This is a genomic window from Pseudomonas paracarnis (assembly GCF_904063055.1).
Lineage (GTDB): Bacteria > Pseudomonadota > Gammaproteobacteria > Pseudomonadales > Pseudomonadaceae > Aquipseudomonas > Aquipseudomonas paracarnis.
The window spans coordinates 81180-94457 of the sequence record NZ_CAJFCN010000003.1; the positions used below are offsets into that span (position 1 = coordinate 81180).

Annotated in this window: 10 protein-coding genes and 1 tRNA gene; 7 read left to right on the plus strand and 4 right to left on the minus strand. The window is 56.9% G+C overall.

The features are described from left to right. Positions 1–20 precede the first annotated feature (20 nt). Together JMV15_RS07690 and JMV15_RS28565 are read right to left on the minus strand one after the other, a co-directional pair. Positions 21–4940, minus strand: a complete 4920-nt coding sequence (locus JMV15_RS07690) for a membrane-targeted effector domain-containing toxin (protein WP_201491330.1) — start codon at positions 4938–4940, stop codon at positions 21–23. 235 nt (positions 4941–5175) lie between these two features. After that, positions 5176–5307, minus strand: coding sequence for a hypothetical protein (locus JMV15_RS28565; protein WP_019817128.1), 132 nt, complete (start codon positions 5305–5307; stop codon positions 5176–5178). 172 nt (positions 5308–5479) lie between these two features. Between JMV15_RS28565 and JMV15_RS07695 the strand changes: the two genes are divergently transcribed. Continuing rightward, positions 5480–5674: a hypothetical protein gene (locus tag JMV15_RS07695; protein WP_014718591.1), complete on the plus strand. Its 195-nt coding sequence runs from the start codon at positions 5480–5482 to the stop codon at positions 5672–5674. Between the two features lie 10 nt (positions 5675–5684). On the opposite strand, the gene JMV15_RS07700 is transcribed toward JMV15_RS07695, so the two are convergent. Continuing rightward, positions 5685–6065, minus strand: a complete 381-nt coding sequence (locus tag JMV15_RS07700; protein ID WP_019817127.1) for a hypothetical protein — start codon at positions 6063–6065, stop codon at positions 5685–5687. Positions 6066–6307: 242 nt separating this feature from the next. On the opposite strand from JMV15_RS07700, the gene pvdQ reads away from it, so the two are divergent. From pvdQ to JMV15_RS07715, 3 genes are all read left to right on the plus strand, one after another. Next, positions 6308–8587, plus strand: coding sequence for a bifunctional acylase PvdQ (gene pvdQ / locus JMV15_RS07705; protein WP_069868531.1), 2280 nt, complete (start codon positions 6308–6310; stop codon positions 8585–8587). Between the two features lie 214 nt (positions 8588–8801). Then, a tRNA-Cys gene (locus JMV15_RS07710) sits at positions 8802–8875 on the plus strand. A 233-nt stretch (positions 8876–9108) separates the two neighbouring features. Beyond that, positions 9109–9864: a polyphenol oxidase family protein gene (locus JMV15_RS07715; protein ID WP_081339069.1), complete on the plus strand. Its 756-nt coding sequence runs from the start codon at positions 9109–9111 to the stop codon at positions 9862–9864. Positions 9865–9931: 67 nt separating this feature from the next. Here the strand turns inward: JMV15_RS07715 and JMV15_RS07720 are convergent, their stop codons facing one another. Beyond that, positions 9932–10501 carry a DJ-1/PfpI family protein gene (locus JMV15_RS07720; protein WP_019817124.1) on the minus strand — a complete coding sequence of 190 codons (570 nt, stop codon included), beginning with the start codon at positions 10499–10501 and terminating at the stop codon, positions 9932–9934. A gap of 359 nt (positions 10502–10860) precedes the next feature. Between JMV15_RS07720 and JMV15_RS07725 the strand changes: the two genes are divergently transcribed. The 3 genes from JMV15_RS07725 (at position 10861) to JMV15_RS07735 (ending at position 12711) form a co-directional block, all read left to right on the plus strand. Next, positions 10861–11580 (plus strand): META and DUF4377 domain-containing protein, encoded by a 720-nt coding sequence (locus tag JMV15_RS07725; protein ID WP_230957570.1) that lies wholly within the window; start codon positions 10861–10863, stop codon positions 11578–11580. Positions 11581–11798: 218 nt separating this feature from the next. Then, positions 11799–11966, plus strand: coding sequence for a hypothetical protein (locus JMV15_RS07730; protein ID WP_166644900.1), 168 nt, complete (start codon positions 11799–11801; stop codon positions 11964–11966). A 136-nt stretch (positions 11967–12102) separates the two neighbouring features. Beyond that, a complete protein-coding gene (locus tag JMV15_RS07735; protein ID WP_069868529.1) occupies positions 12103–12711 on the plus strand; it encodes a LysE family translocator in 609 nt (202 codons plus the stop codon). The last annotated feature ends 567 nt before the right edge of the window (positions 12712–13278 follow it).

The window sequence follows — 13278 nt, forward strand, 5'->3', positions numbered from 1 at the left end:
GGCAACTATTTAGCGTGTTATCAGGTTGCTGGCGAAAAGATTTGCAGATCTCCCGCCAGATCGTTGTCAGCGTTCAGGGTACCCAGCGGGCCCGGTTTGGCATCCGTGGAGTTCGTGCCGTAGCCCACCTTCATGCCTGTTCGTTCGTAAACACCGATGCCAATGCCTCCGGTCGCCTCAGCCAAGCCGGTGACGCCTTGAGTGGAGTTGATGTGTTGGCGGCCCACCAAGGCGATCACTTTACCCTTATGCTTGTGTTGTTCAATGACGCGTGCGGCGTAGTAGTTGAACTCTTTGAGTCTTTTCAGGTTTCGTTCGGTTTCGCTTAGCGTCGTGTAGGCCTTACGGTCATGCCGGTGGCGTGTCAGATAAAAGTGGTCAAGGGGCACGACTTCTATTCCGGCATCCTTGAATTTTCTGATCAACGTCTGCAGATTGAATTGAGGGTGGGCGGGCCGCAAACCGTGGCCGGTATGGCCCATGCCATCGTCCTTGAGTAGTCCATTGTTGTCATAGACGACACCTTCAATGCCGACCACCTTTACATTTTTGCGCTTGAACAGGTCGATGCTTGCGTCAATTTCGCGGAACATGGCCAAATGCTGGTGACTCTCCCCGAATACCACCACGTCCGAATTGTCCAAGGCTTTTTCGATCAGGTCGGGCACTGTCTCGTAAGGTTTCGTTTCTGGAATTATGGGGCGATTTTGTGGGTTCAACGGGTCCAGTTTTTGATGGAAAGCTTCCATTTCTGCGTTGAACCGCTCTTGTGTCGGTTGCCTTCGGCTGGGTGTGAAGTGGCCTTCGTTGGGGGCGCCTTTAATATGTTTTACGTATTCGTCTTTGATGGCGTCCAGATGATCGGTTTTGTTTACGATCGTCGGCGTGTGTCCATTGATGTTCGGCGCTTTTGGGGTGGGTCTTTTGTAGGGTTGAAATCGCGTGTTTTGCCGAGCGTTCATGTGCCCCCGAGGGGAAAAGTCAGCATGGGGTGAGGGTGGCATCAGCGTATGTGCAGGATCAAAAGCTTGAGGCGCACCGTAAGCGTCCTGCTTATGCACATCGTAGGGGTACCATTTACCGTTGTGTTTGACGGCAGAGCCATGAACCCGCTGGTTGCCCACCTTGAAGGTCCCGGTTGCCGCTGCCTCGTAGCGGCTTGCGGCGCTGATCAGCGCTTCGTGGCTTGCGCTTCCCTTCAGGGATGGCACCGCACCAGCTATCGCTTCAACGCTTTCGTAAATGAATTTACCCGAGCCCTTTAGCAGATCACCCACGCCGTTTAACGGGTTCAACTCCTTGAGCAGGGCTGGCACCATGATTTTCGTTGCCTTGAGCGCCTTGCTCACTGCTGACCCAGCCGTACCCAGTACTTTTCCGAGTTTGGCCGCCAAGCCGATGCCGGCGGTGACCAAACCGAAAATATCCAGGGTGACGTCAGTGATCCCCTCGCCGTAGTTGCCGTCCATGAAATTGACGATTGCGGAACGGAAGGGAATAAGGTCGAGCAAAAACTCTTTGAAGTTCGTCAGCTTTTCATGATTACGCTCAAAGGTCGTGGTCCCCGCAGCGGCTTTCTTGATGGCGGGATTGTCCAGGTCCAACGCCTTGAGTACGGAGTCGGCGATATGGTGAGTGCGTGGGTTCAGGAACATATACGGCTGGGGTGCCGTGGAGGGCTGTTCGCGATCCAGCTTGCTTTCCTTCAAATCACCCAGGTCGATCCATGAAAACGGCACAGGGTTGGCCGGGATACTTGCGAGAATCGATTGCCCGCTGTCGACGATCTTGACGTTGTCTCTGTCCGGATAAAATGGCTCTTCCCTGATTATCTCGTTGGAGAACTTGACAGGGGCCGCCGGTGTTTTTCGGTTGCCCCGGCTTCGGATAACGCCGTTTACCGTATCGAACTCATAGGTGGTGGTTTGTCCATTGTTTTGCGCGGTGACCAGTACCGTAGGGCTGGTGTGAAACAAGGTGTCACCTTCGAAAGGGATCATGCCCACCTTGTAACTTTTTTCTTGAAAATAATTGAGCTTGCCCTGGGTCAAGTTTTTTCTGTCTTCGGGCGGCAGGTTGCTGAGCGCGTTGAGGAGAGCTGTTTTTTTAACGGTCTTATGATTGTCCAAGGCGGTAGAAAAGGCATCCTCAAACGCTCGTTGAATATTGAATGGCGCGCTGTGGGTGAAGGCAATAACGGCATCAAGGTCCACGCCGGTATTTTCTTTCGTGAGTACCCAGCGACCCTCCATGACCCGTTCTTCCATGACGATTTCCACCAGTGAGCGCGGCGCGCTGGGCGTATCGCCATTGTATCTGGAAAACATCTTGAGCTCGAAGTCCATGCCAGGGCCGAATGTCTTCACGAGGAGGTCCAGCGCCATGTGTTTACGGCTTGGAAAACTCCCGCCGATGAGCGATGAGGCTTCTATCAGCGTATCGAGTTGTGCTTTGAACAGCGCCTGGGCTTTTTCCAGGTCGGCTGGCTGATACAGGGCATCGTCTTTCGCTGGAAGAATGTCATTGGCCACGGCCCAATCCAACATCACTGCGGCTTGCGCAGAGGCGGGCACGGCGCCAGCAGTGTCGGCGGTGATCATCACTTCGGCATAAGACAGGGCGGCCACGCGGCCTGGAGTCTTGGCTTCAATGGCGGCTACTGCAATGCAAAGGTTCGCCCACGCGGCGCTGCCGTAAACTACCGAATCAGGAATGTCCTTGACCAGCAATTGCGGCGCAGTGCGTCTGAGTAACAGATGTGCGGCCGCGCCAGCGAGCTCAGGGGATTCGCGCCCCGTGTCAATCAAGTGTTGGCGCAGGCTGTTGGTGATGGTCGAAAGCGGTTTGCCCCAATGACTTTTCTGCGCCAGGTCGAAACCCGCCACATGGTTTCGCACAGGCGCCGTCAACGGCTCGGGGTCCAGCATCAATTGGATCGCCGCCAGGGCATAGTCGTTTGCGCTGGTGTCGGTGGCGATACCATTCATTTTGGTTTGCATGGCTTGGCCGAGAGCCTGGCCATCCTTGGAGCTGATCAGGGTTTCGAGCACCTTGACCGGGTCCGCCAGTGCCTGCTCGGAGAAACTCAGGTTTCTACCCAGATGTTCCAGTACGCCGCGCTTGGGATTCCCCTGCGGTAAGTCGGGATCGCTGTTGGCATGTTCGACGGCGGCCGTGCGCAGCGTGTCTTGTTGGCTGACATCCAAGGGGATCGGCCAGGACAGGCCCCCTGCGAAGTTGCCCAAGGGGTGTTGCTGTGCGCGTGCTTTTGCGCTTTGCGCCAAGGCCAGCAAGTCGACCACGGTCTTGGGCAATGGCACGCCGTTTTCAAGCAGGAAGGCTTCGAGGCTTACGGACATGCCAGGTGTCCGTATGTAGGCTTGGTAATGGGCTGAGTCTGGCGCGATATTCATCGGCGTATTTTTCAGCAGGGCCGACACCTCACGTTCTGTCGGGCTTTGCGGCAAGGCCTGGGCAGACTCGTTGAGTTTTTGCGCAAGGTATCGCCAGTTTTTCTGATCACCCAGGCGTTGATCCAATGCCTGGCGCGCGCCGATGCTGTTCGCGCGCTCGTCCAGCCATTGCGCACGCGCCAACAGGGCGCTGTTGCCGTCGAAATGCGGTCCCAGGTCGGCAGCCTCAGGCAGGCCCGTCTCAGTCAGAAGATGCCCCCACGGGTCGACAAGCGTCGGCTCAACGTTGTTCGACTCATACAACGCTTGCAGTGCGTTACTCACCTGATGCCGCTGGCGCTCCAGCAACTGCGGCACGCCTGTGGCAATGACGTCGCCGGTCACTGGGGAGAGGTCCTGGCTCAAGTGATTTTTCCAGTCATCCTTCAAGCCGTTTTGAACCTCCACCGGCAAACTCTGCAGTAGCTGCGCTGCGGCTTCGGGGGCGTCATTAATGCGTTGACGCAAGGTCGCAAGTGCCTTGGCCGGGCTGTCGAAGGTTTCGTAGCCATCGCGAGGTGTGTAGAGCACCGTCAGGCCTTGCTGTTGGCCAGGAAGTAAGGTGCGGTCTGTCTGTGCGCTACTGAATGGGCGTGTCGCCGACGATCCATCGCTGCTGGTGATCAGGAAGGCCCCTGCCAGCAGGCTTCCCTCTGGGCTTGGGGTATCCAATTTGAGCGGGTAGACACCGGGCCTTTCGCCATCCCTCATCGCGCTTTCCCGAGCCTGCAGGGTTGGATACTCAAGCGCCTTGTCGATCAATGATTTGGCGGCGGGCGTTAACGCACCGTCTTCCACGCCCAAGGCGGCGAGGGTGGACAGCATCTCTCGGTGGATACTGAGCAATTCGTTCTGGGGTGACTCGGGGTTGGGTTCGCCCGTGCGTGGCTCGGTCCAGAATCGGGAAAGGCTCAGGGGCAGTTCTTTTTCGATGGTTTGTGCAATCGAAAGGAGGGTGTCGCGAGCGTGCAATTGCTGGCTGCTTTCGCTTGGCGAGGCGCTGGTGTAGAAGCCGACTTCCGTGCTGGCAGTACTGGTCGAGGCCTGGGCGCCGGGAGGTGCCTTGAGCTGGCGCAGTGCGTTGAACAGGGCTTCGGTGATGCTCTGCACCGAGATTAATGTGCGTTGGCCGTGTTCATCAGTGTGATAGCGATGCACATACAGTGACGAGGCGTCTACAGGCGGTGTAGTACCGAAGCTGCGATTCAATTGCTGCTCGATAACACTGCTGAGCGTCGGCTGGCGCAGCAGCAGTGCCTGGATGTCCTGGTTGAGTTGTTGGTATTGATTGAGCAACAAGCGTTGATCAGTTATTTGAAGGCCCTTGATCAGGTCAGAACGAATCGCACTGACCGGCGTGATCGCATCCACGTCCGGAACGGCTATCGTCTGGACCGTCCCTGGCATCGGACGGGTGTGGGCAGGAGCGGCGATTTCATCGCTGGAGACGTTTCGGCGCAGGCGATGGTGGGCGATACCTGAAATCAAGTGAGTTATTCCAATGGCATTGGCCCACGCGTCCTGATGATAATCCGAGGGATGATTCTTCCTTGTTTGGGCCTCGAATGATTGGGATGAGAGCGTCGGAAGGTTCCGAAGGCGCCCGGGGAAATGTTATTAACGAATATGTAACGCGTCGGTGCAGCAACACGGGGAAAGTGGGCTTGCTGCACACAGTGAGCACGCAGGGGCAGCTCGTTAGGGCGGAGTACTCCCGAGGGGATCAGCGACGTTCGTAAACTCGGCCGCCATCATCGTGGCGATCATGCCAGCCACCGCCGCGCGGGAAGAAGAAACAACCGCCCAGGCTCAGCATGATCATCAAGGGAACCAGCAGGATGAGTCGTCGAAGCATTTCACAATTCTCCAAGGGGCTTCAAAGGTCTGTCAGGCGTAGGACAAGCCAAATCTGTTCATCGCCTGTAACATAAGACCCCGCCGACGCCGTGCCATCCCCGTAGTTGGGTATGTGCTTGGCATGCGCGGCGATACACAGTGGATACATCCTTCAGGTCCAGGAATTCGTCATGACCCAAAAGCAACGCTTGAAATACTCGCTTCTGATTGCCCTGGCTGTACTGGGCGCGATGTTCGGCCTGTCTTATCTGCAGAACACTGGCGTGATCAGCGAGAAAACCTTCCAGTACCTGGCCATCGCGATTGCCGTGGTCGTCGTGGTGATCAACGGCATCATGCGCCGCAAGGTCAAGCCTAACTTCTGACGCGTGTCAGTCAGGCACGACCTTCGAGTACCTTGGCAGCCTCTTCATGGAGGCTGTAGCTCTTGTCGGCGTTCAGGGTGATCACACCCTCGCTGCACAGACGCTTGAGTACCTCGCGCACGCTGAGAAACGACAACGGAATGCCCAGCTCCAGCAGGTGGCTGTGCACGCCGCGTACCCCGAGGGTGCGCTGGTTGGCGGCAGCGGTGAGGAGGGCGTCGATGACCTTCAGTCGAATCAGGCTGGTGCGCAAACCGAAACACTTGAGTAGGTGGCGTATGCGCTGGTTGCCTTGCTGTTCGGGCGCGTTGCCGAACGCCTGTGTATCGTTGCCAAAGTGAGTATCGGTGGCCTTTGAATGTCCATCCGTGGGCACTTGCGGGTTATACATGCAAAAACTCCTTTTCTTTTCAGAGCCTGATCAGGAAAAGATGGTGCTCTTGAGTAATAAGACGAACGAGTGAGGCAAATCATGAAACGATGAATGTAGAAAATTTGTCGGTATCAGATTTGTCACCTTTCAAGCGCTGACGATATACAGCCTTGTGCGGCTAAATTATTCCGGTCGATTTGCGTTCTTACGGTGGGGTAACCATCCCTTGTGAGGGTGTTCAATTTGACTGTGGAGTCGGCGTGATTATTTCCAACGGGTTGTCCAGAGTGGGCGTGGCAGGGCTGTTGCTGGGGTTGAGCCTGGCCGTATCGGCACGGGAGCAAGTGACGCAGGCGTCGGCGGATATCCGGCGTACCAGTTATGGCGTGCCGCATATTCGCGCCTTTGACGAGCGTGGTCTGGGGGTGGGTATGGGGTACGCCTATGCCCAGGACAACCTGTGCTTGCTGGCCAATGAAGTGGTCACGGTCAATGGCGAGCGCGCCAAGTTTTTCGGGCCGGACCAAGCGACCCTGGAAGAGCGCAACAACCTCGCCAGCGATGTGTTCTTCAATTGGTTGAATACCCCCGAGGCAGTGGCGGCATTCTGGAAAGCCCAGAGCCCGCAGATGCAACAGCGCCTCGAAGGGTACGTGGCCGGCTACAACCGTTACCTCAAGGAGCAGGGCGCACCCGCGCATTGCCAGGCCGCGTGGGTACGGCCCTTGGTAGTGCAAGACCTGGTCAAGTTGACCCGCAGGCTATTGGTGGAAGGGGGCGTCGGCCAATTCGCCGAAGCCCTGGTCGGGGCAACACCACCCCAAGCCACCGCCGATGTCCAATCCGACGCCAAAGGCTTTGCACTGGCCGCGGCCAACCAGCAACGCTTCACGCTGGACCGAGGCAGCAATGCCGTCGCCGTGGGCCGTGACCGCTCATTCAATGGCCGTGGCATGCTGCTGGCCAACCCGCATTTTCCTTGGCTGGGCGGCATGCGTTTTTACCAGATGCACCTGACCATCCCTGGCCAGCTGGATGTGATGGGCGCCGCATTGCCAGGGCTGCCCGTGGTGAACATCGGTTTCAACCAGCATGTGGCGTGGACCCACACCGTCGACACCTCCAAACACTTCACCCTGTACCGCTTGACCCTCGACCCCAAGGACGCCACCCGTTATCTGCTGGACGGCAAGTCCATCCCACTGGAAAAAACGGCCGTAACAGTGCAGGTCAAGCAAGCTGACGGCAGCCTCAAGGCCGTGTCCCACAACGTCTACAGTTCGCAGTTCGGCCCCGTGGTGCAATGGCCGGGCAAGCTCGACTGGGACAGCCACTACGCCTTCAGCCTGCGCGACGCCAACCTGAGCAACGACCGGGTGCTGCAACAGTGGTACGCCATGAACCGCGCCAGCAGCCTCAAGGAACTGCAAAGCTCGGTGCATACCCTGCAAGGCATCCCCTGGGTCAACACCCTGGCCGCCGATGACCAGGGCCAGAGCCTGTACATGAACCTGTCGGTGGTGCCCAACGTCAGCGCCGCTAAACTGGCAACATGCAGCGACCCACGGGCCGGCCTGCAAATGATCATGCTGGACGGCGCCCACAGCGCCTGCGCCTGGGATATCGACCCGCGCGCGGCCCAGTCCGGTATCTTTCCGGCCGACCAGTTGCCCCAACTGCAACGCACCGACTACGTGCAGCACTCCAATGATTCTGCCTGGATGGCCAACCCCAAGGCGCCGCTGAGCGGCTTCTCGCCGGTGATCAGCCAGGACAACATCGGCCTCGGCCCGCGCGCGCGCTTCGCGCTCCAGCGCCTGCAAACCCTTGAGCAGCAGCCGATCACCGTCACTGATCTGCAAGACATGGTCATGGACAACGAGGTGTACCTGGCGGGCCAGGTCATGCCCGACTTGCTGACATTCTGCGCCAACCAACTCGGCACCGACGCCAACGCGCTACAACCGCTGTGCACCAGCCTGAAAAACTGGGACCAGCGCGCCAACCTCGACAGCGGCGTGGGCCTGGTGCACTTCATCAACCTGATGCAACACCTGCAGCAAATCCCCGATGCCTGGCGCGTGGCCTTCGACCCGGCCCATCCACTGACCACCCCAAGCGGCCTCGCCATTGACCGCGCCCCTGTCGCCAAGGCCCTGCTGGAAGCCATGCTGGCCTCCAGCGCTGAGGTCAGCAAATTGGGGCAGACCCGCTGGGGCGATATCCAAGTCTCCGGCCAAACCCCCATCCACGGCGGCCCGCAAGAACTGGGTATCTACAACGCCATGCAAACCGTGCCCCGCGCCGACGGCAAACGCGAAGTCGTCAGCGGCACCAGCTACCTGCAAATCGTCAGCTTCGACGACAAAGGCCCCAACGCAGTCGGCGTCCTGGCATTCTCCGAGTCCAGCAACCCGGCGTCCGCTTATTCAAAGGACCAGACCCAAGGCTTCTCCGAGAAAAAACTGCACCCGTTGCCCTTCACCGAAGCCCAGATCAAGGCCGACCCGCACTACCAAATCCAAACAGTGAAGGAGTAGGGCAGACGCGCAACCCCTTGATGCCAAGGCAGAATATTTTTTGAAATCAAGGGGTTGCAGGCCTAGGCAAATGAGTACATAATGGCGCCCATCGAACGCAATGAAGCATTAAAAACTTCAATGTATTCAATGGTTTAGAGTAGAGGCAGGCATCACGTAGCCCACTCAAGTTTGTATGCGGTGAATGTCAGCAACAAGGGCATTGATCGTTTGAGGCCGAGTAGCAAAATGGTTATGCAGCGGATTGCAAATCCGCCTACGCCGGTTCGATTCCGACCTCGGCCTCCACTCTTAGAAACCCCGTAGATTAGCGTCTACGGGGTTTTTTAATGCCTGCGATTTAGTCATCGCTTCCGCAATTTTCCGGATCGCTTGCGTAACCCTGCCTTTTTTCAGCAAATTTGAGACGCCGTTAAACGTGGGCTCACCTCATCCGAAACATAGAGTTCTAAGCGAACTTGACCCATCCCTCTTACGGATGATATGCCGGTACCCGGGTTGCCGTCGATAGGATCTGCTCTATGACCTACCTGTCTTCGTTGCTGCTCGAAATCCCCGGCGTGGACCACGGTTTCGAGACTTCGGGAAATTTAACGCTGCCGGAAGGAACACTTTACTGTGCTCAGGTTCACGGTACGCACATCGTCGATGCTGACGGGAAAGGACGAGATGAACGTCCTGTCGCCGATGCACTATTCTCAAGAGGAGTCCAGGGTGCGATAGCGGTCATTACTGCCGATTGCTTGCCTGTTCTGGTTGCTTCGGTTGATCAACCACTTGTAGCGGCAATCCACGCCGGATGGCAGGGTTTGAAAGCAGGTATTCTCGGTCATTCGATCGGCCGGCTAGAGAAAGAAGGTGCTTCTCTTGCGGGATTGAGAATAGCGATAGGCCCATCTATCGGCCCCTGTTGTTATGAGGTGAGCAGGAAGTTTGTCGAAGGTATTGAACATGTCGACAGCCATCTTTGGCAAAACGATTCTGCGCCGTGGACCCCCTATCGCGTGCCACCGGCGAGTGTGCCTTGGGTCGAACCTGAGATCACACATAATGAAGCCTGGTTTGATCTACGAAAATATGCGCTGCGCCACTGGGTGGCGAGCGGTGTGAGTATTGAACAGATTCAGGTGCTCGAACATTGTACTTATTGCCACAGCGCTGATCTGGGCAGCTATCGGCGGCGGAGCCATCAAGTCGAGCCTAAATCCTTCCAGTATTCCTGGATAACGTTCTCGGAATCCGGTTCATTGAATGGCGATTTCAGTCGTTCACAATAGGCAAAAATCGTCCATGGGCGGCGACTCGAACACATCACCTAACCGGCTGTTTTGTAGGACGACGCAGTCACCGATGTTCCGCTGCCAACATTGATCTGAATTGAGAAGTGGTCTCGCAAGATAGCCCGGCAGCTTCGAACACTGCGCAGGTGAAGCTAACGGGTGCAGGGCCTGGAGCAGTTATGATGCGGTCTGCAACCACAGCCACTGGACTGCTTCGATAAAGCGTGCCCCCCTTATAACCCACGGCATTCTGTTGCAGGAAGTCAGCGCTGTTCGATGTATGAGGAACGGTGTCGAGAAGGCTGGCCCTGGCGAGTGCCAGCGTTCCTCCACAGATACCGGCAATTGTCGCTCCACTTGAACGACTAGCATGAAGAAACGCTCGAATATCGGGTGCTTCTGCACGCTCCCAGACCATTCCTCCAATCACGGCTACAACGTCCGGCTTCCAGTCCAGACATTGTTGCAAACTGCTATCGACCGTTACCGCCAATCCACCCTGCGAGCGAAATTGCCCCGTAGCAGAAGCGAAAAACCTGACGTCGATCCCGTAATACGGAGACGCAGTTCCAGCAATGAAAGCGTATTCCCAGTCCGAAAAACCGGGTGTCAGTATCAATCCCACGCGTGGCATCAGTCAGAATCCTCCATGAATGCCAATAACATAGGGCGACAACACACATACATCAAGGGCAGCCGTGGGTTGATAACGGCGCGTCATGCGTGAAACTGATCGAAGCAAATGATGTCCGATTGCTATCGGCCAAGGAAGAGGTCCGCCAAGCGCGCATTGGGTCTACGCTCAGTAAAGCCTCAAGCGACCTCCTCATGCCGGTTCAGCCGCGCGCTTATCCTGCCAGCGCAGGATAACGCCCGGGCTCATCAAAGCTGACAGAGTGAACCATGAAACAAAAAATTCTTCTTGTAGCCGTTTGTGCTGCACTCATCCAAGGCTGTGCCGCCCCTTCCAAAAGCCATGAAGAATCACCTTCAATGCCTACTACCTCAGTTGCTGTAGCCCAGCCAACCTTATCCGCTTACGACTGGAACCTGGTCTCGGCAACGGATGCGTCGGGCAAGCCTCTGGTGGCGATGAACAAAGGCATCGAGCGCAAGTTGCGTGTTGCCTTCGGTGACAAGAACCTGAGCATCAGCGGTGGCTGCAATCGTCAGTTCGGCGGCTTTCACTATCAGGACGGGGTTCTGAAGGTTCAGCCACTGGCCTCTACGCTGATGGCCTGTGACAAGAGCCTGATGGACCTTGATGCCCAGGTAGGGCGGCTGTTCAAGGGTGAGCTGCGCGCTGTGATCACCGGCGATAACGTGGCGCCGATGCTGCAACTGACGACAGCGGATGGCTCGGTGCTCAAGCTGCAAGGCGAGGCCACCCCGCAGACCCGCTACGGTAGCGAGGGTGAGGTCAAGTTTCTGGAAGTGGCGGCCAAGACGGTCAAGTGCAGCCATCCTTTGATTCCAGATTATCAGTGCCTCCAAGTGCGCGAGCGTCGTTATGACGACGCGGGCCTGCAACTGGCGACCCAAGACACCTGGCATCCGCTGTACCAGCCTATCGAAGGCTTTGTGCATCATGACGGCGTGCGCACTGTGCTGCGGGTCAAACAGTACGAATGGAAGAATCCGCCAGCGGATGCGCCTTCGACGGTCTACGTGTTGGATATGGTGGTCGAGCAGGACGCTTCTGGCAGCAAGTAAGCGAACACAAACCCCGTAGATCAGCGTCTACGGGGTTTTTTATTGCCTGTGATTTATACGTGTTTTCGACGAGTGACATGTCTAGATCAAGGGTTCTGGGCCAATCAGGGGTTGTCACGTGCGGATTTGCCGACTACCCTTAAAATGTTTGAATTATTACAAACAATTTCGGTGTGGCTGTTTTTTAGGTCATACGGCTTCAGGACGAGGAACGAAAAATGTTTTCACACGAAGGTACCGCACTAGAGCTGTTGGTCTTGGTTTTTGGCGTCACGGGGTTGTTATTGGTTGCCTGGTTTATTCACCATCAATACGAGCTCAGGTCGCGTAAGCATGTAAAAAAACAACATGCCACTGACCAACAGCGTGAAGCTCAAAGCCGCTGAGTGTCCATCCTCCTTTGCCAGCCTTCGCGGCTGGCTTCAAAAGTGTATGCCTCGATCCCCCCCTAGCTGTACGAGGCGCAGCGCGCCATAACCCACTACTGTCGCAGGCACATCACCACCGCTTGGATGCCGCGCCATGATCATGTCTACCAGTCTGTTATCAGCTTTCGTGCTGTTCGCTTTTGTCTCTTCGATCACCCCGGGACCCAACAACACCATGTTGCTGGCCTCAGGCGTGAATTTCGGCTTTCGCCGTTCGATGCCCCATGCGCTGGGGATCAGCATCGGTTTCATGCTGTTGGTGATTTGTGTGGGGCTTGGCTTGGGCGAGGTGTTCAAGCTGTTTCCGTGGGCCTACACGCTGTTGCGTTATGTCGGCGCCGCGTATTTGTTGTATCTGGCGTGGAAGATTGCCAATGCGGGCGGTATGTCTGATAACCCAAATGAACATGGCAAGCCGATGACCTTCCTCGGTGCGGCGGCCTTCCAGTGGGTCAATCCCAAAGCCTGGATCATGGCGTTGGGGGCGATTACCACCTACACGCCGGCCGAGGGTTATGTCACCAATGTGCTGGTGATCGCCCTGGTTTTTGCGGTGGTCAACCTGCCGAGTGTGTGCGTATGGGTGGGGTGTGGCAGTGGCTTGCGCAACTTGCTGCGCGAGCCGCGCTGGTTACGGATGTTCAACTGGTCCATGGCCGGGCTGTTGGTGCTGTCGCTGTATCCGATGCTGTTTGTGGGCTGAGGCGGGCGTAGGTAACCACGATGCGAAGCCTGCGTTCGGGCACACCGAGCCAAGGCGAGGTGCCGAGGGTGGGGCAAGAGCCCTTTGGCTACTTTGGGCTGGGCCGGCATTCCGGCTCTTTTCCAAAGTGACCCGCCGTCAGGCGGAACCCTAAGTGGCCGTTACCGCAGCAATGGATATGCACACAATCCAATTGTGTCGGCTGTCAGGCCGCCTTCGCGAGCAAGCCCGCTCCCACAGTAGGATCGCGGGGTGTCAGGTAGATAGGCGTCGGCTGTCAGGCCGTCACGGGAGCAAGCTCCCTCGCCACGTTGATGCGGGCTTAGACCGGTGAGATGGTCGCCAACATGCCGATGCCAATGGTCAACACCAAAAAGCCAAACAGGAAAATTGCCATCTTGGTCATAAGGCCTCCGAGGGGAAGGGGACGACAGGAATGTCGGGATGGGGCTATTGTCCGCCTCAAGCGGTTTTCAATACAGGCGCAGATTGAAAAGAAAAAACCGTATCAGATCAGCGCGCAGCGCCTGGGCCGTGGCTTTTGAAGCGAACAGTTTTTATCAAGAT

Coding starts and splice junctions, on each gene's coding strand:
- JMV15_RS07715 (WP_081339069.1), top strand. CDS start 9,109: ATGACCTACCTGTCTTCGTTGCTGCTCGAAATCCCCGGCGTGGACCAC.
- JMV15_RS28565 (WP_019817128.1), bottom strand. CDS start 5,307: ATGCTTCGACGACTCATCCTGCTGGTTCCCTTGATGATCATGCTGAGC.
- JMV15_RS07735 (WP_069868529.1), top strand. CDS start 12,103: ATGATCATGTCTACCAGTCTGTTATCAGCTTTCGTGCTGTTCGCTTTT.
- JMV15_RS07695 (WP_014718591.1), top strand. CDS start 5,480: ATGACCCAAAAGCAACGCTTGAAATACTCGCTTCTGATTGCCCTGGCT.
- JMV15_RS07725 (WP_230957570.1), top strand. CDS start 10,861: ATGCCTACTACCTCAGTTGCTGTAGCCCAGCCAACCTTATCCGCTTAC.
- JMV15_RS07720 (WP_019817124.1), bottom strand. CDS start 10,501: ATGCCACGCGTGGGATTGATACTGACACCCGGTTTTTCGGACTGGGAA.
- JMV15_RS07700 (WP_019817127.1), bottom strand. CDS start 6,065: ATGTATAACCCGCAAGTGCCCACGGATGGACATTCAAAGGCCACCGAT.
- JMV15_RS07730 (WP_166644900.1), top strand. CDS start 11,799: ATGTTTTCACACGAAGGTACCGCACTAGAGCTGTTGGTCTTGGTTTTT.